The sequence below is a fragment of the Spiroplasma endosymbiont of Melieria omissa genome (assembly GCF_964031175.1).
In the GTDB taxonomy this organism is placed as follows: domain Bacteria; phylum Bacillota_I; class Bacilli_A; order Mycoplasmatales; family VBWQ01; genus Spiroplasma_E; species Spiroplasma_E ixodetis_A.
This window is the reverse complement of the sequence record NZ_OZ035012.1, coordinates 495,482-516,184: the sequence shown is the minus strand read 5'-3', so window position 1 is coordinate 516,184 and position 20,703 is coordinate 495,482. Positions and strand designations below refer to the sequence as shown.

Below are 20,703 nucleotides of genomic sequence, written 5' to 3'. Positions count from 1 at the left end.
AGTGAACAAATTAGTTGAAAGAAAGGAACTATAATTATGGCCAATATTAATTCATATACCGATGAATTTAAAAAACAAATAGTAGCTTTATATCAAAGCGGCAAATCAGTATCTTACCTTGCTAAAGAATATAATGTTACAAGAGCAGCTACTTATAATTGAATTAAGCAATTTACTAATTCAGGTAGTTTTAAAGCTAAAGATAATCGTTCTGTTGAAGAAAATGAATTAATTAAATTAAGAAAAGAATTAAAACAATTAAGAATGGAAAATGATATTTTAAAGCAAGCAGCACTAATAATAGGCAGAAAATAGAAATTATTACAAACAATAAGTTTAAATATAAAATTCGCACAATGTGTCATTTTTTAAAAATTTCTAAATCAACATATTATTTTAATTTAAAGAAAAAAGAAAATAAAATTCAAAATAATATTTATGATGAAGCTATTATTAGTGCTTTTAAAGAAAATAAATATGTTTATGGAACAAGAAGATTAAAAGTAATATTAGAAAACCAAGAAATTTATTTATCAAGACGAAAAATTAAAGAAATTATGAATAAGCATAATTTAATATCAAAATACACTAAATTATCATTCAAAAATCATAATAACAAAGTAAATGATGAAAAAATCACTAATCTTGTGAATAGAAACTTTAATAATAGGCTTAAAAATGAAGTTATTGTCAGTGATTTAACTTATGTTCAAGTTAATGGTAAATGAAACTATATTTGCTTATTAATTGACCTATTTAACCGCGAAATTATTGGACATAGTGTAGGTACTAGAAAAGATGCCTTATTAGTACATCAAGCATTTATGCAATCAAATCGCTGTTTAAAAGATATTCAAATATTTCATAGTGATTGTGGTAATGAATTTAATAATAAAATTATTGATAAACTTTTACTAGCATTCAATATTACTCGCTCTTTAAGCAAAAAAGGTTGTCCTTATGACAATGCTGTTGCTGAAGCAACTTTTAAAACTTTCAAAACTGAATTTATTAATGATAAAAATTTTAGATCATTAATCCAATTAAAATTAGAATTATTTGATTACATCAATTGATACAACAACATAAGAATCCACAGCACTTTAAACTACTTAACTCCAGTTAATTATCAAAAACAAATGTCTACCAAAAAATAGTCCTAAAAAGTATTGCCATTCCATGATAATGATTTTACTATTGGTAAATTATTAGGTGCAAATGTTTCAACAACTGCTATGACTATGAAATTAAGTGATAGAGTTAGTGTTTATCCATGAGACCCTACTACTGGTAAGAAATTAAGTGTAAAAGAACAAATAAGTACAGTTGATTTATCACAAAAGAAAAATAATAAAGTGTAACCCATCCAAAGTTTATATTTTAGCAGAAGATACTGAATTTTTAGATATTGCTTCACCATTTACAAATAAAGATAAAGATTGTCAATGAAATCCTACAAGTACTGGAGTTATTGATGGTTCAAATTATGCTTATATTATTGATACAATTGTTACACAAAGTTTACATCAAGGTGAAGAAAGACATACATTTTATAGTGATAATCCATTTACTTATCAAGGTGATTATAATGAAATATCAGTTGCACAAGTTAGATATAATAATATTGGTTCATTATCTACTAATATGTTTGATTGAACAACTTTATATAAATTAAATCATGATGAATATAGTGAAACTGAAGAAACTACATTTTCATATCCAGCAAAAATTATTACCACCAAGTCCACAAAATATAGCAAAATCAATAATTATTATTCCAGATTTAAAATTAGAAATGACAGCAAATGATATTAATTTAACAATTGATAATGGCTCTAAAACAATTAATAATACTCATGAGTGATTAAAAAATAATCCTAACAAATTAGCAAATTATGAAGTTAACTTAAAATCATTATTAGACCCAACATTATTAATTAATACTTTTAATGACTTACAACGCTATTATAAAAGTATAACTATATATTATGATTATGATATCGAAACCAAAAAAGAAATACATAATAATTCTATTACAGGTATAGGCGGAAATTGATATACTGATTTTTCTACAACAGAAGATTTCACTAATCCAAAAAAATATGATGGTTTTAAAGAAATTTTATTAAAAGATTTAATTTTTCAAGAATATCCACCAACAAATGGTTTATTTATTGCTGGTTGAAGTCCAAATACACAAGGAAAACAACTAGTGCATTTAGAAAGCGAAAGTGGTATATCATCTGCTTATGGTTATACAGATAACGATTATTGGAATGGCAACACTTTTTAGGACTATTTTTTGGTAGACATTTGTTTTTGATAATTAACTGGAGTTAAGTAGTTTAAAGTGCTGTGGATTCTTATGTTGTTGTATCAATTGATGTAATCAAATAATTCTAATTTTAATTGGATTAATGATCTAAAATTTTTATCATTAATAAATTCAGTTTTGAAAGTTTTAAAAGTTGCTTCAGCAACAGCATTGTCATAAGGACAACCTTTTTTGCTTAAAGAGCGAGTAATATTGAATGCTAGTAAAAGTTTATCAATAATTTTATTATTAAATTCATTACCACAATCACTATGAAATATTTGAATATCTTTTAAACAGCGATTTGATTGCATAAATGCTTGATGTACTAATAAGGCATCTTTTCTAGTACCTACACTATGTCCAATAATTTCGCGGTTAAATAGGTCAATTAATAAGCAAATATAGTTTCATTTACTATTAACTTGAACATAAGTTAAATCACTGACAATAACTTCATTTTTAAGCCTATTATTAAAGTTTCTATTCACAAGATTAGTGATTTTTTCATCATTTACTTTGTTATTATGATTTTTGAATGATAATTTAGTGTATTTTGATATTAAATTATGCTTATTCATAATTTCTTTAATTTTTCGTCTTGATAAATAAATTTCTTGGTTTTCTAATATTACTTTTAATCTTCTTGTTCCATAAACACATTTATTTTCTTTAAAAGCACTAATAATAGCTTCATCATAAATATTATTTTGAATTTTATTTTCTTTTTTCTTTAAATTAAAATAATATGTTGATTTAGAAATTTTTAAAAAATGACACATTGTGCGAATTTTATATTTAAACTTATTGTTTGTAATAATTTCTATTTTCTGCCTATTATTAGTGCTGCTTGCTTTAAAATATCATTTTCCATTCGTAATTGTTTTAATTCTTTTCTTAATTTAATTAATTCATTTTCTTCAACAGAACGATTATCTTTAGCTTTAAAACTACCTGAATTAGTAAATTGCTTAATTCAATTATAAGTAGCTGCTCTTGTAACATTATATTCTTTAGCAAGGTAAGATACTGATTTGCCGCTTTGATATAAAGCTACTATTTGTTTTTTAAATTCATCGGTATATGAATTAATATTGGCCATAATTATAGTTCCTTTCTTTCAACTAATTTGTTCACTTGTCTACGTAATTAGTGTCCAATAAAGTGTAACCCATCCATTATATTTTAAATGGTTATAAGTTTACTATAACTGATAACGGTAATGTTGGTGGTTGAAATATAAAATATGAAAATAATAAATTATTAGGTTTTTGCATAGTTGATAATAAAGAATTTAAATGAAATTTTTATTTACAAGCAACCTTAGGAAAAATTGAAGATATGTGATATATTAGAGAAAAAATTGGAGAAGATAATAAAGCATATGCTCAATTATACATTAATAGTCTTAAATCAAATATATATAAAATAGTACTAAATGCAAGATAAATATGGTATTATATTAGTAAGTTAAATTTAATAATATAAATCATTAAGGAGTAAATTATGGATACAAAAAAATGTTATAACTCATGAAATTGAAAAAGAAAAATTTACTGATAAAGTTTATAATAATAAATTTTTTCTAATTTCTATTACTATAATATCTATAGTAGTTTTAATGATAACTGTTGCTCTTTTAATTGCAGCATTCACTATTTGAAAATAACATTTCCCCACAATCTTAAATAATGTATAATTATATTACTTAGAACCTGTTTAGAATCTTTTCGAAAATAATGTAAAATGATTATATATTTTAAAATCAGAGGTATATATTATGCATAAAAATTATCCAAGTCATGTCACCAAAGAACAATTTGAGAACATAAAATCAATTTTAGAAAATAGCAAAAAGAAAACAAAACCAAGAAGTTTAGATTTATATGAAGTATTTTGTGCAATTTTATATGTATTAAAAAGTGGTTGTCAATGAAGAATGCTACCAAAAAATTTTCCAAAATGACAAACTGTATATTATTATTTTCAAATTTGAAGTAAAAATAACGGTAAAGAAGCTAGTGTATGGCAATTAATTTTAAAAAAAATTGGTTAAAAAAGTTCGTATCAACAATAATCGCAAAGAACAAACTAGTTTTTGTATAATTGATTCGCAAAGTGTTAAAAATACAGATACTACTGAAAATAAAGGTTATGATGCTGGTAAAAAGATTTCAGGAATAAAGCGTCATATTATTGTTGATTCTCAAGGTTTACCACATGCAATTTACATAACCACAGCAGAAAAAACAGATCGTAATAGCGCTATAATAATGATTGAAAATGAAAAAGAAAATCTTTCTGCAGTTCAAAAAATAATAGTAGATGCTGGTTATACTGGTGAAAAATTTGCTTCTGAAATCAAAACAATCATAAATGCAAATGTTGAAATTATAAAACGCAATGAACTACATACTTTTGTAGTATTACCAAAAAGATGAATTGTAGAACGAAGCTTTGCTTGATTAGAAAAATACAGAAGATTATGAAAAAATTGTGAAAGAAAACTAAATACTAGTTTACAAATGGTTGTTCTTTCCTTTATTTCAGTTTTATTAAAAAGATTCTAAACAGGTTCTTACATAAGTAAGTATATGAAATAAAAAAAGTTCTCAAATTTATGTAATTGTTAGGTTAGCACCTAATTAAAAAGTTACCAATAAGGTAACTTTTTTTGTTTATACTTTTAAATTTTAATTATAAACTTGTTTTATTATTTATAATAAAAACATTTTTTTGATTTAATAACTTAACAAAATTTATTCAAGAAACCTTGTTTATTACCATCATAATTATCTCAAACTTCTTTAACTTCATTAGCAAGTGTTGCTATTATTTTTCCTTCTCCTTTTTTTATTCCAGTAACTGGTTCTCCATTCTCTAGAACTTCAATAGTTGAACCTTGAATTTTTGTTCTCAATTTTGAATCAACACTAACAATAGTTTTAACACCATTACATATATCTGCACCAATGCCACCTTTAAAAAAACCTTCTTCTCTTTCGCCTGGAGTATCCATTTCTGTAAATCTATAATAATTTTTTGTATGACTTGTAGTAACTCTAAAATAAGGTTTTGATGAAGAAGTTATTTGTGAATTTAATTCATCAAATTTATTTCATATAACTTCAAAAAGTACTCGATGTGAATCATTATTATTTGCTCTTGGGTCTTGTCATACTTCTCTTTCATAAATCATTGTATTTACTTTTTGAACAAATGTAGCTCTACTATCTTCATTTTCATAATAAATTTTACTTATTCTGTTTCATAAATCTTTTGAAAAAGCAAAAAGTAATCTACTAGAATCAAATACAAACATTTGATAATTAATAATATTTTCAGTAGGAATTCCTCTTTTTGCTCTATTTCTATGTTTATGTTTATTTGTTTCTACTTCTTGATTTAATTTATTCCCTCATTCTTGTGCTTGTAAAAATTGTTGATGAATTTCATTAATTTTATCTTCTTGTTCTTGTGTAGGACTTTTTCAAGTTGTAGCATTTTGTATATTAGTAAAATTTGTTGCATTATTAGTACTATTTGCTATTTCATTAGCAATTTTAATAATATCATTCATTTTTATAATACCTCTTTTGTTTTAAGATAAAAACTTATTTATTTTAAAACTAAAATAAATAAGTTAAAAAACTTTTTTAGTGTTTTTTTTATCAATCTAAAATCTACCCACATTTTATTACTTTATAAACTTATTGCAACAAATATGATATTTTAACATTTTTATCTTTATTTTCCATTATTTACTCCTTATTCATATTCTTTTGAATTTTTTATTTTACTTCTTACTTCTTGATTACATTCTTGTTTACAACCACCATTTCTAGAATTTGGATTACATTTACCACTATAACGACTTTTTCTTAATCGTTTTATTTTAATTAACATTTTTACTCCTTATTCTTATATTCATTTTTTATTTCTTTTACTTTATTTTTAAATTGTTTTTTATGAAAATAACACATATTAAAAAATTGAACTACACTATCTTCAATATTTCCAATTTTTAAAGTAACTAATACTTTACTATTACAATCTTTAACAATACATTTAAGTAATACTTTTTCTTCTTTTTGTTTTTGCATTATTTTACTTCCTTATTTAAATAATATCAACCAATTAATAAACTATCTGCTTCATCATGATTTGATATTGTTATATTTCAATTATTTTCACTAAGAACCTGTTTAGGATCTTTTTAATAGAATTTAACTAAAACAAGAAATAATCATTTATAAATAGGTACTTAACCAATAATTTATTTTCTTTTTCATTTTTTTGTTAAAAAGATTTTATCATTTGAAAACTTATCGACTAAAAATCTATTTTTTATTATAAAATAACCATTATAATATAAATTTTATTAAAAATTAATCAAAAAAGATCCTAAACAGGTTCTAATGAATTATTATGTAATTTTAAAATTAAATCAGTAGGATTCATTGAATTATCTTGTTGTTTATTTTCTTGTTTAATAGTTTCTGTTTTATCAATTAAAAAATCTTTATAATCTTCATTTATTTTATTAAATGCTTCTTGTTTAGATAAAGATTTATAATTATCAGTACTCATTAAATTTTTAATTAAATTTACTTTTTTAGTATCTTTAATATTTGAAAATAATTGTTGCTCTTCAAAACTATTAATTTTATTTTCATATTCTTTTATTTTTGTTTCATATTCAGTTAATTTAGTTAATTTAGGTTCAATATCTTTTTTACTTTCAGCATATACTACATTTCTATGTTGTTTTAGTAAATTTTTAACATCATCTAAACTATAATTCTCTTTTTCATCAAAAGTAAAATCACTCATACTTTTAATCTCCCTTGTTATTAAATTTTAATAATTCACTTGGTTAATAGGTCACTTTTATATATGTTAATTTAACATATTCACTTTATTAAATTATATCATTTTTTCCCTTTAAAATAAAGAAAAAAACCTATATTTATCATAGGTTTCTAATCATCATTTTCTATTTTTCTAGGTTCACAAATATTAATAATTATATTACTATTATTTGTTTCTATATCTTGATTATCTATTAAATCATCAAACATATCTCTATGATTTGTTCTTAAATATAATCATTCATATTGTGCAACTTTAGTTACATTTTTTAATCGTGCAATTCCTATTTTAAGACACGCTTTATCATATTCTTTAATAAAATCATTTTGTCATTTTGTCGACCTTCTTCGGCAATCAAATATATATTTATTATCCACATTTAAAATATAATTTAATTCTTGTTTAGTACATTTTTTTAAATTATCTTTATTTTCTCTTAAATATTCTTGTATTTTTTCTTTATAATTTCCTAATTCTTTTCTTTGTTTTGGCATATTATCACCTATAGCTAACTAAAGTAATATTTACTCATAAATAATGTAAAATAATAATATGTAATTTAAGCAGTTTTTGAATTTAAAAGTACAATTCAGCAATAATTAAAATAGATTAGGAAGATTAAATTATGCCAAAACCATACAGTGAAGACTTACGAAGAAAAGTAATAGAAGCTTATGAAAGTAAAAATATGAAAATTAAAGAAATTTGTAAAGTGTTCAATATCACTAGAAAGACTTTATTTTTATGAAGAAAAAGAAAAAAAGAAACTGGGCATATAAAACCAATTTTGAATTATCAAAAAGGACATAGCCACAAAATAAAGGATTTAGATGAATTAAAAAATTATTTAGCAGAAAATAAAGATGTTACAGTTCAAAAAGTAATTGATAAATTTGGAAATATGACTAAAGAAACAGTTTATAACTATTTTAAAAAACTAAATTATACATATAAAAAAAACTTTTCTATATGAACAAAGAGATAAAAATAAACAAGAAGATTTTTTAAAAGAAATAGCTAAAATAATGAATGAAGATTTAGTATATATTGATGAATCTGGAATTGATGATAATGAATTTTATAAATATGGTTGATCTGAAAAAGGTAAAAGATTATTTGATAATAAACCCGCATATAAAATAAAGAGAATGAGTATAATTGGTTCACTAAATAAAGGTAAATTAAAAGCCTTATGAGCATTTGAAGGACATTGCAATAGTAAAATTTTTGAATCATATGTTAAAAATAAACTAATTCCAGTATTAAAGCGTGGACAAATTATAGTTTTAGATAATGCAACGTTTCATAAATCTAAATTAACACAACAATTAATTGAAAATGCTGGATGCAAACTATTATTTCTTCCGCCATATTCTCCTAATTTAAATCCAATTGAACATTTTTGATTTGCTATAAAACATAATATAAGAAAAATATTACCAAATTATTGACCAAATATTAAAAAAGCGATTGATTTTGTTTTTCAAGATATGAGTAAACATTACTTTAGTTAGCTATATAATTTAGTTTTTTAAAATAGTTATAAACTGTTTTTTTAGTCATATTTCCAAATTTATCAATTACTTTTTGAACTGTAACATCTTTATTTTCTGCTAAATAATTTTTTAATTCATCTAAATCCTTTATTTTGTGGCTATGTCCTTTTTGATAATTCAAAATTGGTTTTATATGCCCAGTTTCTTTTTTTCTTTTTCTTCATAAAAATAAAGTCTTTCTAGTGATATTGAACACTTTACAAATTTCTTTAATTTTCATATTTTTACTTTCATAAGCTTCTATTACTTTTCTTCGTAAGTCTTCACTGTATGGTTTTGGCATAATTTAATCTTCCTAATCTATTTTAATTATTGCTGAATTGTACTTTTAAATTCAAAAACTGCTTAAATTACATATTATTATTTTACATTATTTATGAGTAAATATTACTTTAGTTAGCTATATATTAAAAAATATTTTGTTAATAATAACATATTTTTAAACTTTTGCAATATATAATTTATTATTTTATGTAGATTAGACACACTTTTTGGACTAATAAAAGTTTTTATAACTTTATATTATTAGTTGAGGTGTAGTTTAAAATGAAATATTTAATTAATAGTGCTGATTTTACTAAATTTGATTATAAATTTAACAAATTTGTAGAAAAGTATAAAAATGATAAAAATATTAATAAAGTTAATATTTATTATCGTAAATTTAGAAAATTTTGTTTTATTTTTAAAAATAAAAATACTTGTAAAGAAATAATTTCTCAATTACATATGCCAAAGCAAACCTTTTATTATTGAGCTAAACGTTTTTATGATGTTTTTTACAGAAATAAACCTTTTGAAGAATTATTATTTAAGTCAACAAAACCTAAAAATATTAAATATTTCTATAAGTTGGAATTATCAGAAAAATTTATAAATTATTTTGTTCAGTATAAAGAAGAGTTTGGTATAGGTGCTTTTCAATTTTGTTATTTAATAAGGCATATTGATGATATTAGGTTTAATTTTTTGCCAAAACCCTCGGTTAAAACTATATATCGTTGATTAAAACGTTTTGGTTTTTGTTCACAAAAAGTTATTAAGAAAAAACATTTGAGATATGAAGTAAAAGAAACTGGATTATTACAAACTGATATTAAAGTAGTATCAGATTATATAACAGGAAGTAAAAGATGATATATTATTGATTTTATTGATGAAAAAACTCGAATTACTTATTGTTATCCATCTGAACAAGCACAAACCAGAGATATTGTAAATGCTACTAAAAATGCTTTAAATTTCTATGAAAAATTAGGAATTAAAATTAAAAGAATTAGAACTGATAATGGTAGTCAATATACTAATACATCTTGTGGAAAACCACAAAGGAATCGTTGATTTACAAATTTTTGTAATAAAAAAGGTATAGTTCATGAAACTACACCGTTTAGATCACCACAGAGTAATGGTAAGATTGAAAGATTTCACAGAAATTGAAGTAATTTATTTGAAATAAAACCATATTTAAATAGTGATTTTAGTTTATTTCAAAAATTAGTGAATTCTTTTCAAGAATATTATAACAATTCTAAACCACATAAATCATTAGGATTAATGACTCCTATGGATTATTTTGATAAACTTTTATTAGATAAAAAATAGTCCAAAATGTCTGTACTACCTTACATAATTTATTATTTTACTAACAAATTATAGGACGTTTTTCAACCCCTACTGGCGATCAAACAAAAAAAGTGCTAATTTTCAGTGAACAAGTAGACCTTGCTATGCGGCATTAGATTTTTTGGAAAATCCTATGGGTGGAGCTCCTATGTATGGAAAATCTTTTATTATACTAAAAGATTATGTAAAACATAATTGTACATATAGTCCTTATGATACGTATTCACCACCTACGTTCAGTGGTGGGAAATTAAAAGATAAAATATCTACTTTTTTGCACTTCCCAAGATTGATAAGATATTGTCAAAATGATTTATTTGGATATAATTGTTTAGAAAGTTTAATTAATAAAACTAATGGAAAAAAAATTGTTCCTCATCGTAATTATGGTAAAAGTGAAGGAAATTATATAGAGGCTCATATTTATTCTAGAATCTTATTTGCACGTGATATAAAACAAATTTGCTTATCAAAAGCGGAATTTGATAGTCATACACCTAATAAACAAAAACAAATATTAGAAAAAATAAATGAAATAAACTCATGTCTAGGAACTTCATTTATTATATTCATAACTCAAGAAGAATACAAAATAAAACAAGAAGAAAGACATTTAGAAGATAAATTATCATTAAAACAAGAAAAAATAACAAAATTAAAAAGTGATATTGTCAAGTTAGAGAAAAAAAAGATAAATCCAATTTTAAATTTTGTTATTAAAGTTTTTAGTTTTGGATGTATTAATAAAAATAAAGAAATAAAAGAAATAATAAATGCTAAAAATATTGAAATTAAAAATTTGTTATTAGACATAAAAAATAATGAAACACCAAATTCACCATTAATTTCAAGGGAAACTATGCCATTATTACAAGATCAAAAAGTAACTGATGAAAAAAAATTTGATAAACAATTAGCAAATGATGAAGAATTAAATAATCCCTTTTTAAACAGTTGTTCAAATTCACAACAAAATCTTCTTTAATAAAATATATATTGAACCATTTTAATAACTATGCTGATATTATTATTTTTCTATTTTTTTTAATTAAATATGGTAAAGTTAAATCATAAAAATTATATATCATAGTTACTATTAGTTACTATTAAAATTTTTAAAAATTTCTAATTTTTATTTACACTCTTTTATTGTAAAAAAATAAAAATAATTTAGTAACAATCTAGTTTATTAATTAAAATTTTTATTTATAAGTATTAAAAGAAATATCATTCAATTGAAATGTATGTTTAAGTAGTCCTATTTTACTTATTAAAAGTAAAGCAGGACTTTTATAATTAAAAGAGGGAAAAATGAAAACAAAAAAGAATTCAGAACAAACACCTTTATTAAATAAAAATAACAATAATTACAATGCAATCAAAAGTCAAGATCAACCTTCAACAAGTCAAGAACATGTTAATGGATATCATCAAGAAAATTTAGTAGTTAGAAATAAAGACAATATTAATTACACAAGAACAGAAAGTCAAGATCAAGTTTCAACAAGCGATGAAGAAGATTGAATAAATGATACTAATAGTCGTTATGGTGGAATAACACAAAAAAGATTGGATATTAATGGACGTTGAAAATATCGTACGAGATTTGAACCTGGTGTAGTATATTCTGGTATAATGATTCATGAAAATGTTATTGATATTTCTAATGATTTAAAATGACAGAAAACTATTCGTTTGAAAAACGGTAGAGTGATTTTGGAATTATCAAATTTAGATGAAAATAATCAATTTGAACAAAAATTTAAAATATATGAAAATGAAAATGCATACCTTAGTGATTTAAAATCATTAGATTTAAGTACTTTTACAGAAATAAACCAAAAAACACCTATTAATTGATATTTTATTATCGCTGCATTAGTAATTATTCCTATTGTTGTGTTTGCACGAACTACACAAATTTTCAGGTAATGTTTAGTAATCTGTGTAACTTACAAAAATAACTATGTTTAATTAATTCTAGTAAATATAATTAAATGACTAGAAAGAGTGAGTTACAGATGGCTAAAAAACAAAGTATTAATAATAATGATCCAATATCAAAAGCAGTAGATTTATTACTAGAAAATACTGAAGATTTAACAACAGTATTTAAAGAAGGAGGATTATATAAAGAATTAACAAAAAGATTAGTAGAAAAGATGTTAAATTCTGAAATGCAAAATTATTTAGGGTATGAAAAAAATCAACATAGTAATAGTGAAAATGCTCGTAATGGTATAAGTTCAAAAAAATTAATAACTCAACAAGGTAAAATTGAAATTAATGTACCAAGAGATCGTAATAGTGATTTTACTCCTGTAATAGTTGCAAAAAGACAGAGAAGATTTGATGGCTTTGATCAACAAGTTCTTTCACTATATGCCAAAGGAATGACTTTATCAGATATTAGAATGCAGTTGCAAGAGTTATATCATGGTGCAGATATTAGTGAAAGTGTTATTAGTCAAATTACTGATGATGTGATAGATGATGTCAAGGCGTGGCAAAATCGACCATTAGAAAGTATTTATTCTATTGTTTATTTTGATTGTATAGTAGTTAAAGTACGGCAAGATAAACGCATTATTAACAAATCAGTTTATATAGCATTAGGAGTGGATTTAGAAGGCAAAAAAGATGTTTTAGGTTTATGAATTAGTGAAAATGAAGGTTCTAAATTTTGACTAGCTAATTTTACAGAAATGAAAAATCGAGGCTTAAATGATATTTTGATTGCTTGTAGTGATAATTTAACAGGCATGTCAGAAGCAATACAAGCAGTTTATCCTAAAACTGAACATCAATTATGCATAGTTCATCAAATTAGAAATAGTTTAAAATATGTTTCATACAAACATCGAAAAACCTTAGTTGCAGATTTAAAACCAATTTATAGTGCATGTAGTGAAGAACAAGCAATGCAAGCTTTAGAATCATTTGAAAGTAAATGAAATAAACAATATCCGCAAATTACTAAATCTTGATATAAAAATTGAGATAATTTAATGGTTTTTATTAGTTATCCACCAGAAATTAAAAGAGTGATTTATACTACAAATGCTATTGAATCTGTTAATAGTCAATTACGAAAAGTTATCAGAAATAAAAAAGTTTTTCCTAATGATATGGCAGTTTTCAAAATATTTTACTTAGCAATTGAAAATATAACAAAAAAATGAACAATGCCCATTCAAAATTGAAATACAGCAATTGCTCATTTTATGATAAAATTTGAAGATAGAATTAATCTGAACTAGTAACTTTGTAAAACAAAGATACACAGATTACATAAAAGCCTCGAATTAAAAAATTATTTAGCAGAAAATAAAGATGTTACAGTTCAAAAAGTAATTGATAAATTTGGAAATATGACTAAAGAAACAGTTTATAACTATTTTAAAAAACTAAATTATACATATAAAAAAAACTTTTCTATATGAACAAAGAGATAAAAATAAACAAGAAGATTTTTTAAAAGAAATAGCTAAAATAATGAATGAAGATTTAGTATATAGCTAACTAAAGTAATGTTTACTCATATCTTGAAAAACAAAATCAATCGCTTTTTTAATATTTGGTCAATAATTTGGTAATATTTTTCTTAGAACCTGTTTAGAATCTTTTTAATAAAATTGAAATAAAGGAAAGAACAACCATTTGTAAACTAGTATTTAGTTTTCTTTCACAATTTTTTCATAATCTTCTGTATTTTTCTAATCAAGCAAAGCTTCGTTCTACAATTCATCTTTTTGGTAATACTACAAAAGTATGTAGTTCATTGCGTTTTATAATTTCAACATTTGCATTTATGATTGTTTTGATTTCAGAAGCAAATTTTTCACCAGTATAACCAGCATCTACTATTATTTTTTGAACTGCAGAAAGATTTTCTTTTTCATTTTCAATCATTATTATAGCGCTATTACGATCTGTTTTTTCTGCTGTGGTTATGTAAATTGCATGTGGTAAACCTTGAGAATCAACAATAATATGACGCTTTATTCCTGAAATCTTTTTACCAGCATCATAACCTTTATTTTCAGTAGTATCTGTATTTTTAACACTTTGCGAATCAATTATACAAAAACTAGTTTGTTCTTTGCGATTATTGTTGATACGAACTTTTTTAACCAATTTTTTTTAAAATTAATTGCCATACACTAGCTTCTTTACCGTTATTTTTACTTCAAATTTGAAAATAATAATATACAGTTTGTCATTTTGGAAAATTTTTTGGTAGCATTCTTCATTGACAACCACTTTTTAATACATATAAAATTGCACAAAATACTTCATATAAATCTAAACTTCTTGGTTTTGTTTTCTTTTTGCTATTTTCTAAAATTGATTTTATGTTCTCAAATTGTTCTTTGGTGACATGACTTGGATAATTTTTATGCATAATATATACCTCTGATTTTAAAATATATAATCATTTTACATTATTTTCGAAAAGATTCTAAACAGGTTCTTATATTATGTTTTATAGCAAATCAAAAATGTTCAATTGGATTTAAATTAGGAGAATATGGCGGAATGGATGGGTTACACTTTATTGGACACTAATTACGTAGACAAGTGAACAAATTAGTTGAAAGAAAGGAACTATAATTATGGCCAATATTAATTCATATACCGATGAATTTAAAAAACAAATAGTAGCTTTATATCAAAGCGGCAAATCAGTATCTTACCTTGCTAAAGAATATAATGTTACAAGAGCAGCTACTTATAATTGAATTAAGCAATTTACTAATTCAGGTAGTTTTAAAGCTAAAGATAATCGTTCTGTTGAAGAAAATGAATTAATTAAATTAAGAAAAGAATTAAAACAATTACGAATGGAAAATGATATTTTAAAGCAAGCAGCACTAATAATAGGCAGAAAATAGAAATTATTACAAACAATAAGTTTAAATATAAAATTCGCACAATGTGTCATTTTTTAAAAATTTCTAAATCAACATATTATTTTAATTTAAAGAAAAAAGAAAATAAAATTCAAAATAATATTTATGATGAAGCTATTATTAGTGCTTTTAAAGAAAATAAATGTGTTTATGGAACAAGAAGATTAAAAGTAATATTAGAAAACCAAGAAATTTATTTATCAAGACGAAAAATTAAAGAAATTATGAATAAGCATAATTTAATATCAAAATACACTAAATTATCATTCAAAAATCATAATAACAAAGTAAATGATGAAAAAATCACTAATCTTGTGAATAGAAACTTTAATAATAGGCTTAAAAATGAAGTTATTGTCAGTGATTTAACTTATGTTCAAGTTAATGGTAAATGAAACTATATTTGCTTATTAATTGACCTATTTAACCGCGAAATTATTGGACATAGTGTAGGTACTAGAAAAGATGCCTTATTAGTACATCAAGCATTTATGCAATCAAATCGCTGTTTAAAAGATATTCAAATATTTCATAGTGATTGTGGTAATGAATTTAATAATAAAATTATTGATAAACTTTTACTAGCATTCAATATTACTCGCTCTTTAAGCAAAAAAGGTTGTCCTTATGACAATGCTGTTGCTGAAGCAACTTTTAAAACTTTCAAAACTGAATTTATTAATGATAAAAATTTTAGATCATTAATCCAATTAAAATTAGAATTATTTGATTACATCAATTGATACAACAACATAAGAATCCACAGCACTTTAAACTACTTAACTCCAGTTAATTATCAAAAACAAATGTCTACCAAAAAATAGTCCTAAAAAGTGTTGCCATTCCAAAAAATTCATAGTAATACATTTTTACCCATTAAAACTAGTAAAAATAATCCTAAAACAAGTAAAATTAAAATTTTTAATAAGATTATTAATAAAACTCGCAGAAAAATTGAACATGTTTTTGCATTTTTAAAATGTTTTAAAATTATTGGTTATAAATTTAGAAAAGGTAGAAAACGAATATTTTTAAGATTTAATTTAATTGCAGGATTTTATAATTTATCATTAAAACTTAAAAACGTTATGCAGTAAGTCTAATTTTGAATTAAACAAAATAAAGAAATAGAAGATAAAGTATTTCAATTTAATATTCAAATCTATAAATTAAAGGAACAAAAAATTAACAAAATTAAAAATTTTTTTATTAATCTTTTTTCATTTGGAAAAATAAATAAAAATAAAAGTATTAATAATTTAATTGAAACAGAAGAAATAAATTGTGAATTATTTAAAAAAACAAAATTAAATAATCAACAAAAAATTAATATTTTAAATTCAAATTATATTGAAAAACAAACAGAATATGCAAATTTAATAACTAATATTAATCAAATAACTGAACATGAAAACAAATTATTAGAAGATAAAAATAATTTGTTAAATAATAACAATAATTTATTAATTGATTTATTAAATCAAAAAGAACAGCAAGAAAAAAAAATTGTCGAAGTCAATGAACTAATGGTTGAACAATTTGAATCAGAAATATTTCAACTTAGTGAAAAAATTTGTGATTTGGAAAATCAATTATTATCTAAGAACCTGTTTAGAATCTTTTCGAAAATAATGTAAAATGATTATATATTTTAAAATCAGAGGTATATATTATGCATAAAAATTATCCAAGTCATGTCACCAAAGAACAATTTGAGAACATAAAATCAATTTTAGAAAATAGCAAAAAGAAAACAAAACCAAGAAGTTTAGATTTATATGAAGTATTTTGTGCAATTTTATATGTATTAAAAAGTGGTTGTCAATGAAGAATGCTACCAAAAAATTTTCCAAAATGACAAACTGTATATTATTATTTTCAAATTTGAAGTAAAAATAACGGTAAAGAAGCTAGTGTATGGCAATTAATTTTAAAAAAAATTGGTTAAAAAAGTTCGTATCAACAATAATCGCAAAGAACAAACTAGTTTTTGTATAATTGATTCGCAAAGTGTTAAAAATACAGATACTACTGAAAATAAAGGTTATGATGCTGGTAAAAAGATTTCAGTATTAAAGCGTCATATTATTGTTGATTCTCAAGGTTTACCACATGCAATTTACATAACCACAGCAGAAAAAACAGATCGTAATAGCGCTATAATAATGATTGAAAATGAAAAAGAAAATCTTTCTGCAGTTCAAAAAATAATAGTAGATGCTGGTTATACTGGTGAAAAATTTGCTTCTGAAATCAAAACAATCATAAATGCAAATGTTGAAATTATAAAACGGAATGAACTACATACTTTTGTAGTATTACCAAAAAGATGAATTGTAGAACGAAGCTTTGCTTGATTAGAAAAATACAGAAGATTATGAAAAAATTGTGAAAGAAAACTAAATACTAGTTTACAAATGGTTGTTCTTTCCTTTATTTCAGTTTTATTAAAAAGATTCTAAACAGGTTCTAACAGTAGTGATGAAGGTTTTAATTCAAAATCCACATCAACAGATTTTTTAAATTCAGATATTTCAGTACCTCTAAAAATGCAACCAAAACTACAAACATCTAACCCCATTAATAAACAAAAAGAAAAGGACATCCCTTGAGAACAAACACTACGTAAATATGAAAATGATATTCCAACAAAAAATAAAGCCAAGTAATTCAAGAATAGTAAAATTTTAAAAATTAAACATATTTAAATAAATGCCATAAAAGGCGTTTATTTAAATTATATATTAAAGAAATTTTCAATCTTTAGAAATTAGCAATATCAACTTTATCTTTTGCTTTTGGTATATCAATTACTGGTGGAGATTCTGGATATACTTTATTCATACTACTTGCTAAATTTCTTACTCATTTACCACGATGATAAATAAATAAAGCAATAATCATCTTAAGAACATCACAAGAACGCATAATAGCATAAATATAAACAATATCTAAAGGACTATAATGTACCTCAATAAATAAAATTAATATTGAAAAACACCAAGTAAAACAACTATCAACAAGTAAAACAGTAATTGCTAAGCCACCAGCACGAAATGCATAAATACAAGTATACAAAATAGTATAAGCACTAAAAACTATAGCATCAACACGCATCATTCAACTAGAAATTCGTAAGGCTTCTGTTGTTGCATTAAATAATAATTGTGGTAAAAAAAATGAAGATAAAACTAATAAGCCAGCAAAAAATAATGATACAAAAAAGCCTAACCTAATTAAATGTTTAGCATTATATTTAGCACCAATCAAATCATCGGCACCTAAACGATTGGCAATTAACACCGAAGAAGCAATACCAAATCCAATATATAAAGTATAGAACATGGTATTAATCGTGGAAGCAATTGACGAACCACTTAATGCTTCAAAGCTTCATTGCGAAATTAATCTAATAATCATTGTCGTAGCAACTGCAAATAATAAATCATTTAACATTAATGGCCATGTTTTAATTATAATTTTTTTAAATAAATCACCCCTAATCTTAAACATTTTCAAAACTTTTGGTTGAAATTCATATTTCTTTCATATAATAAAACCACTAATTAATGCCAACTGAGCAATTCTCGCTGTTAAAGTAGCAACCGCTGAACCTCGTGCTCCAATTCCTGTAACTGCACCAATACCATTAATTAATAATAAATTTAATAAAAAGTTAATAAATACTGAAACAAAAGTTAATATTAATGGAATATAACCACGTTTTGTTTCGCGAAATACTGAAACAAAAGCAAAGTTTATTCCTAACAATGGATAAGAAAAAACAATTCATTGATTATAATCAATACCTTGTGCTGTTGCTAAAGATGCTGAATGAAATTCATAATAACGTAAAATAATTTGTACAAATTGGGGATCATTTTTATCAATATTATGAACATTCATAAAATCAATAAGTGAATTTTCACTAAAAGGATGATTATAATTTAAAATGTCCTTTAACTCATTAATATCATTAAGAGTTAATCCTTTAGCAGCACATAATTGATTAAATTTATCCAATGCACTACTAGGACTAGTAGTATAAGAAATTAAATATTCACCTACTGTATAAGATAAAATAATAACTATTACTCCAATTAAAAATCCAAAAATAATTCTCATTCTTACTGTTTGTCTTAAAGAACCATATCTTCCAGCTCCATAAAATTGAGCACCAAAAATACTAACACCGTTGATAAAACCTCCCATAACGGCATAAATAATAACAAAAATTTGATTAGAAGCAGTAACTCCCGAAACAGCAATTTGTCCTGCTGAATATTGCAAATGATAAAAATGTTCTAAACCATTATCTTTTCATCAACTTCAATTATCTCAAAGTCCTAATGAAGTAAAAATATCCCTAATATGATTATTCATTGGCTTTAAATCACTAATAAAACTATCCTTTAATTCTCCAACCATAATATTATCTAGTAAATTCATTGATGCTGATAATATTTGTTGCAATACTGCCGGAATAATAATCATTAATGCTAATAAATACCATTTTTTAGTAGCAAAAAAATTACTAATTTTATGTGGATTTGCTCTATTATTAATTTTAAATCCACTAATTTTCATAATTTCACCCTTATCATTAATTTGCTCTATATTATAATAATAATTTTACATCATTTAAATAATGAGGTTTGAAATTTAATATATAAAAATCAACATCAAAGATGTTGATTTTTATAAAAGATACTAAACTACTAAGTAAAATCTCTACGATTAAATACTAATCATGAAGAACAAAATAAACCAATACCAAGCAAAACATAGACAGTCAATAAAACTGGAAAATTAAGAATTTTACTATTAGTTGCTTTATTGGTATCAACTTGATAATTTGTGTTAACTTTATTAAAACTAACTAAATAAGGATCTGCTGTCATAGAATACTCCCCTGGATTAGCAAAGATTGAACTTTGTTCAGTCGATATTCCATCTCAAATATATTTTAATTGATAAAAAATATTTAAATAACGCATTGCTTTAACTTGTGATGTCTTAGTATTAAGAGCATCATATTGTGATTGAGAAAGAGATGTATTTAAACCCATAATCATAAAATTTACTGAATAATCAACATTATTGCTACCAACACCATTTGATCTTTTGGGATCAAGGTTATCTAGTCCAACTTTTTTACCTGTCATTAATTCTTCAAAACTTTGTTCTTTTCATTGACGAAAAGCATTACTAATATTGTAAATATGAGTAACTAAGTCCTTAGGAGCATCAGTAGTTGGTGGAGTAATAGTACTACCATTCTTAATTGCTAATACTATTGTTTGTTCTTTTTGATAATCATAATTATTAGGATACTTAACTTCTTTAATATATGTATCGTAAATACTAAACATAGCCTTTTGAATAGATTCAATAGTAGTTGTTGGGTCTTTTCTATATATAT

At 23.4% G+C, this 20,703-nt stretch carries 25 protein-coding genes; 15 read left to right on the top strand and 10 right to left on the bottom strand.

Annotated elements, in window-relative coordinates; genetic code table 4:
* Window positions 1–36 precede the first annotated feature (36 nt).
* The 4 genes from ACQH26_RS03425 to ACQH26_RS03410 all read left to right on the top strand — a co-directional run bounded on the left by ACQH26_RS03425 (window position 37) and on the right by ACQH26_RS03410 (window position 2,293).
* Window positions 37–1,157, top strand: a protein-coding gene (locus ACQH26_RS03425) for an IS3 family transposase (RefSeq protein WP_425382853.1) whose coding sequence is annotated in 2 segments (ribosomal slippage) — window positions 37–307 and window positions 307–1,157 — 1,122 coding nt in all. Because the reading frame shifts where the segments join, the coding sequence is not laid out codon by codon here.
* Between the two features lie 12 nt (window positions 1,158–1,169).
* On the top strand, window positions 1,170–1,361 hold the full coding sequence (locus ACQH26_RS03420) for a hypothetical protein (protein ID WP_425382852.1): 192 nt from the start codon (window positions 1,170–1,172) through the stop codon (window positions 1,359–1,361).
* The gene (locus ACQH26_RS03415) at window positions 1,327–1,815 is read left to right on the top strand and encodes a hypothetical protein (protein WP_425382851.1); all 489 of its coding nucleotides are present in this window, start codon (window positions 1,327–1,329) and stop codon (window positions 1,813–1,815) included. Before ACQH26_RS03420 ends, ACQH26_RS03415 begins: the two co-directional genes overlap by 35 nt.
* Entirely contained in the window at window positions 1,796–2,293 is a 498-nt protein-coding gene (locus tag ACQH26_RS03410; protein WP_425382850.1) for a hypothetical protein, read from the top strand. Before ACQH26_RS03415 ends, ACQH26_RS03410 begins: the two co-directional genes overlap by 20 nt.
* A gap of 2 nt (window positions 2,294–2,295) precedes the next feature.
* Here the strand turns inward: ACQH26_RS03410 and ACQH26_RS03405 are convergent.
* Window positions 2,296–3,416, bottom strand: a protein-coding gene (locus ACQH26_RS03405; RefSeq protein WP_425382817.1) for an IS3 family transposase whose coding sequence is annotated in 2 segments (ribosomal slippage) — window positions 2,296–3,146 and window positions 3,146–3,416 — 1,122 coding nt in all. Because the reading frame shifts where the segments join, the coding sequence is not laid out codon by codon here.
* Window positions 3,417–4,094: 678 nt separating this feature from the next.
* Between ACQH26_RS03405 and ACQH26_RS03400 the strand changes: the two genes are divergently transcribed.
* Window positions 4,095–4,884 (top strand): IS5 family transposase gene (locus ACQH26_RS03400; RefSeq protein WP_425382012.1). Its coding sequence is split into 2 segments (ribosomal slippage): window positions 4,095–4,355 and window positions 4,357–4,884, totalling 789 coding nucleotides; the frame shifts between segments, so codons are not numbered across the junction.
* A gap of 179 nt (window positions 4,885–5,063) precedes the next feature.
* On the opposite strand, the gene ACQH26_RS03395 is transcribed toward ACQH26_RS03400, so the two are convergent.
* The 5 genes from ACQH26_RS03395 to ACQH26_RS03375 all read right to left on the bottom strand — a co-directional run bounded on the left by ACQH26_RS03395 (window position 5,064) and on the right by ACQH26_RS03375 (window position 7,680).
* On the bottom strand, window positions 5,064–5,894 hold the full coding sequence (locus tag ACQH26_RS03395; protein ID WP_425382849.1) for a hypothetical protein: 831 nt from the start codon (window positions 5,892–5,894) through the stop codon (window positions 5,064–5,066).
* A gap of 188 nt (window positions 5,895–6,082) precedes the next feature.
* Window positions 6,083–6,220, bottom strand: coding sequence for a hypothetical protein (locus ACQH26_RS03390; RefSeq protein WP_425382848.1), 138 nt, complete (start codon window positions 6,218–6,220; stop codon window positions 6,083–6,085).
* A gap of 2 nt (window positions 6,221–6,222) precedes the next feature.
* Window positions 6,223–6,417 carry a hypothetical protein gene (locus ACQH26_RS03385; protein ID WP_425382847.1) on the bottom strand — a complete coding sequence of 65 codons (195 nt, stop codon included), beginning with the start codon at window positions 6,415–6,417 and terminating at the stop codon, window positions 6,223–6,225.
* A gap of 301 nt (window positions 6,418–6,718) precedes the next feature.
* Entirely contained in the window at window positions 6,719–7,147 is a 429-nt protein-coding gene (locus ACQH26_RS03380; RefSeq protein WP_425382846.1) for a hypothetical protein, read from the bottom strand.
* Window positions 7,148–7,296: 149 nt separating this feature from the next.
* Window positions 7,297–7,680 (bottom strand): hypothetical protein, encoded by a 384-nt coding sequence (locus ACQH26_RS03375; RefSeq protein WP_425382845.1) that lies wholly within the window; start codon window positions 7,678–7,680, stop codon window positions 7,297–7,299.
* 131 nt (window positions 7,681–7,811) lie between these two features.
* Between ACQH26_RS03375 and ACQH26_RS03370 the strand changes: the two genes are divergently transcribed.
* Together ACQH26_RS03370 and ACQH26_RS03365 are read left to right on the top strand one after the other, a co-directional pair.
* Window positions 7,812–8,171 carry a helix-turn-helix domain-containing protein gene (locus tag ACQH26_RS03370; RefSeq protein WP_425381863.1) on the top strand — a complete coding sequence of 120 codons (360 nt, stop codon included), beginning with the start codon at window positions 7,812–7,814 and terminating at the stop codon, window positions 8,169–8,171.
* Between the two features lie 40 nt (window positions 8,172–8,211).
* Window positions 8,212–8,700 (top strand): IS630 family transposase, encoded by a 489-nt coding sequence (locus ACQH26_RS03365; RefSeq protein WP_425381862.1) that lies wholly within the window; start codon window positions 8,212–8,214, stop codon window positions 8,698–8,700.
* On the opposite strand, the gene ACQH26_RS03360 is transcribed toward ACQH26_RS03365, so the two are convergent.
* Window positions 8,693–9,025, bottom strand: coding sequence for an IS630 transposase-related protein (locus tag ACQH26_RS03360; RefSeq protein ID WP_425382844.1), 333 nt, complete (start codon window positions 9,023–9,025; stop codon window positions 8,693–8,695). The two genes, ACQH26_RS03365 and ACQH26_RS03360, sit on opposite strands and share 8 nt — an antisense overlap.
* Before the next feature lie 263 nt (window positions 9,026–9,288).
* On the opposite strand from ACQH26_RS03360, the gene ACQH26_RS03355 reads away from it, so the two are divergent.
* The 4 genes from ACQH26_RS03355 (at window position 9,289) to ACQH26_RS03340 (ending at window position 13,628) form a co-directional block, all read left to right on the top strand.
* A complete protein-coding gene (locus ACQH26_RS03355; RefSeq protein WP_425381996.1) occupies window positions 9,289–10,347 on the top strand; it encodes a DDE-type integrase/transposase/recombinase in 1,059 nt (352 codons plus the stop codon).
* A gap of 31 nt (window positions 10,348–10,378) precedes the next feature.
* The gene (locus tag ACQH26_RS03350) at window positions 10,379–11,353 is read left to right on the top strand and encodes a DUF3626 domain-containing protein (RefSeq protein ID WP_425383070.1); all 975 of its coding nucleotides are present in this window, start codon (window positions 10,379–10,381) and stop codon (window positions 11,351–11,353) included.
* Window positions 11,354–11,679: 326 nt separating this feature from the next.
* The gene (locus ACQH26_RS03345; RefSeq protein WP_425382843.1) at window positions 11,680–12,300 is read left to right on the top strand and encodes a hypothetical protein; all 621 of its coding nucleotides are present in this window, start codon (window positions 11,680–11,682) and stop codon (window positions 12,298–12,300) included.
* Window positions 12,301–12,389: 89 nt separating this feature from the next.
* Complete coding sequence (locus ACQH26_RS03340) at window positions 12,390–13,628, top strand: IS256 family transposase (protein WP_425383069.1); 1,239 nt, start codon at window positions 12,390–12,392, stop codon at window positions 13,626–13,628.
* Window positions 13,629–13,983: 355 nt separating this feature from the next.
* On the opposite strand, the gene ACQH26_RS03335 is transcribed toward ACQH26_RS03340, so the two are convergent.
* Window positions 13,984–14,773, bottom strand: a protein-coding gene (locus ACQH26_RS03335; RefSeq protein ID WP_425382842.1) for an IS5 family transposase whose coding sequence is annotated in 2 segments (ribosomal slippage) — window positions 13,984–14,511 and window positions 14,513–14,773 — 789 coding nt in all. Because the reading frame shifts where the segments join, the coding sequence is not laid out codon by codon here.
* A 211-nt stretch (window positions 14,774–14,984) separates the two neighbouring features.
* Between ACQH26_RS03335 and ACQH26_RS03330 the strand changes: the two genes are divergently transcribed.
* The 4 genes from ACQH26_RS03330 (at window position 14,985) to ACQH26_RS03315 (ending at window position 17,743) form a co-directional block, all read left to right on the top strand.
* A protein-coding gene (locus ACQH26_RS03330; RefSeq protein WP_425381867.1) for an IS3 family transposase occupies window positions 14,985–16,105 on the top strand; the annotation gives its coding sequence in 2 pieces (ribosomal slippage) (window positions 14,985–15,255 and window positions 15,255–16,105; 1,122 coding nt in all).
* Between the two features lie 9 nt (window positions 16,106–16,114).
* Entirely contained in the window at window positions 16,115–16,378 is a 264-nt protein-coding gene (locus ACQH26_RS03325; RefSeq protein ID WP_425382841.1) for a hypothetical protein, read from the top strand.
* 342 nt (window positions 16,379–16,720) lie between these two features.
* The gene (locus ACQH26_RS03320; protein ID WP_425382840.1) at window positions 16,721–16,918 is read left to right on the top strand and encodes a hypothetical protein; all 198 of its coding nucleotides are present in this window, start codon (window positions 16,721–16,723) and stop codon (window positions 16,916–16,918) included.
* A 35-nt stretch (window positions 16,919–16,953) separates the two neighbouring features.
* Window positions 16,954–17,743 (top strand): IS5 family transposase gene (locus ACQH26_RS03315; protein WP_425382839.1). Its coding sequence is split into 2 segments (ribosomal slippage): window positions 16,954–17,214 and window positions 17,216–17,743, totalling 789 coding nucleotides; the frame shifts between segments, so codons are not numbered across the junction.
* Window positions 17,744–18,044: 301 nt separating this feature from the next.
* On the opposite strand, the gene ACQH26_RS03310 is transcribed toward ACQH26_RS03315, so the two are convergent.
* Window positions 18,045–19,868, bottom strand: coding sequence for an MATE family efflux transporter (locus tag ACQH26_RS03310; protein ID WP_425382838.1), 1,824 nt, complete (start codon window positions 19,866–19,868; stop codon window positions 18,045–18,047).
* 131 nt (window positions 19,869–19,999) lie between these two features.
* Window positions 20,000–20,653, bottom strand: a complete 654-nt coding sequence (locus ACQH26_RS03305; protein ID WP_425382837.1) for a hypothetical protein — start codon at window positions 20,651–20,653, stop codon at window positions 20,000–20,002.
* Window positions 20,654–20,703: the final 50 nt, after the last annotated feature.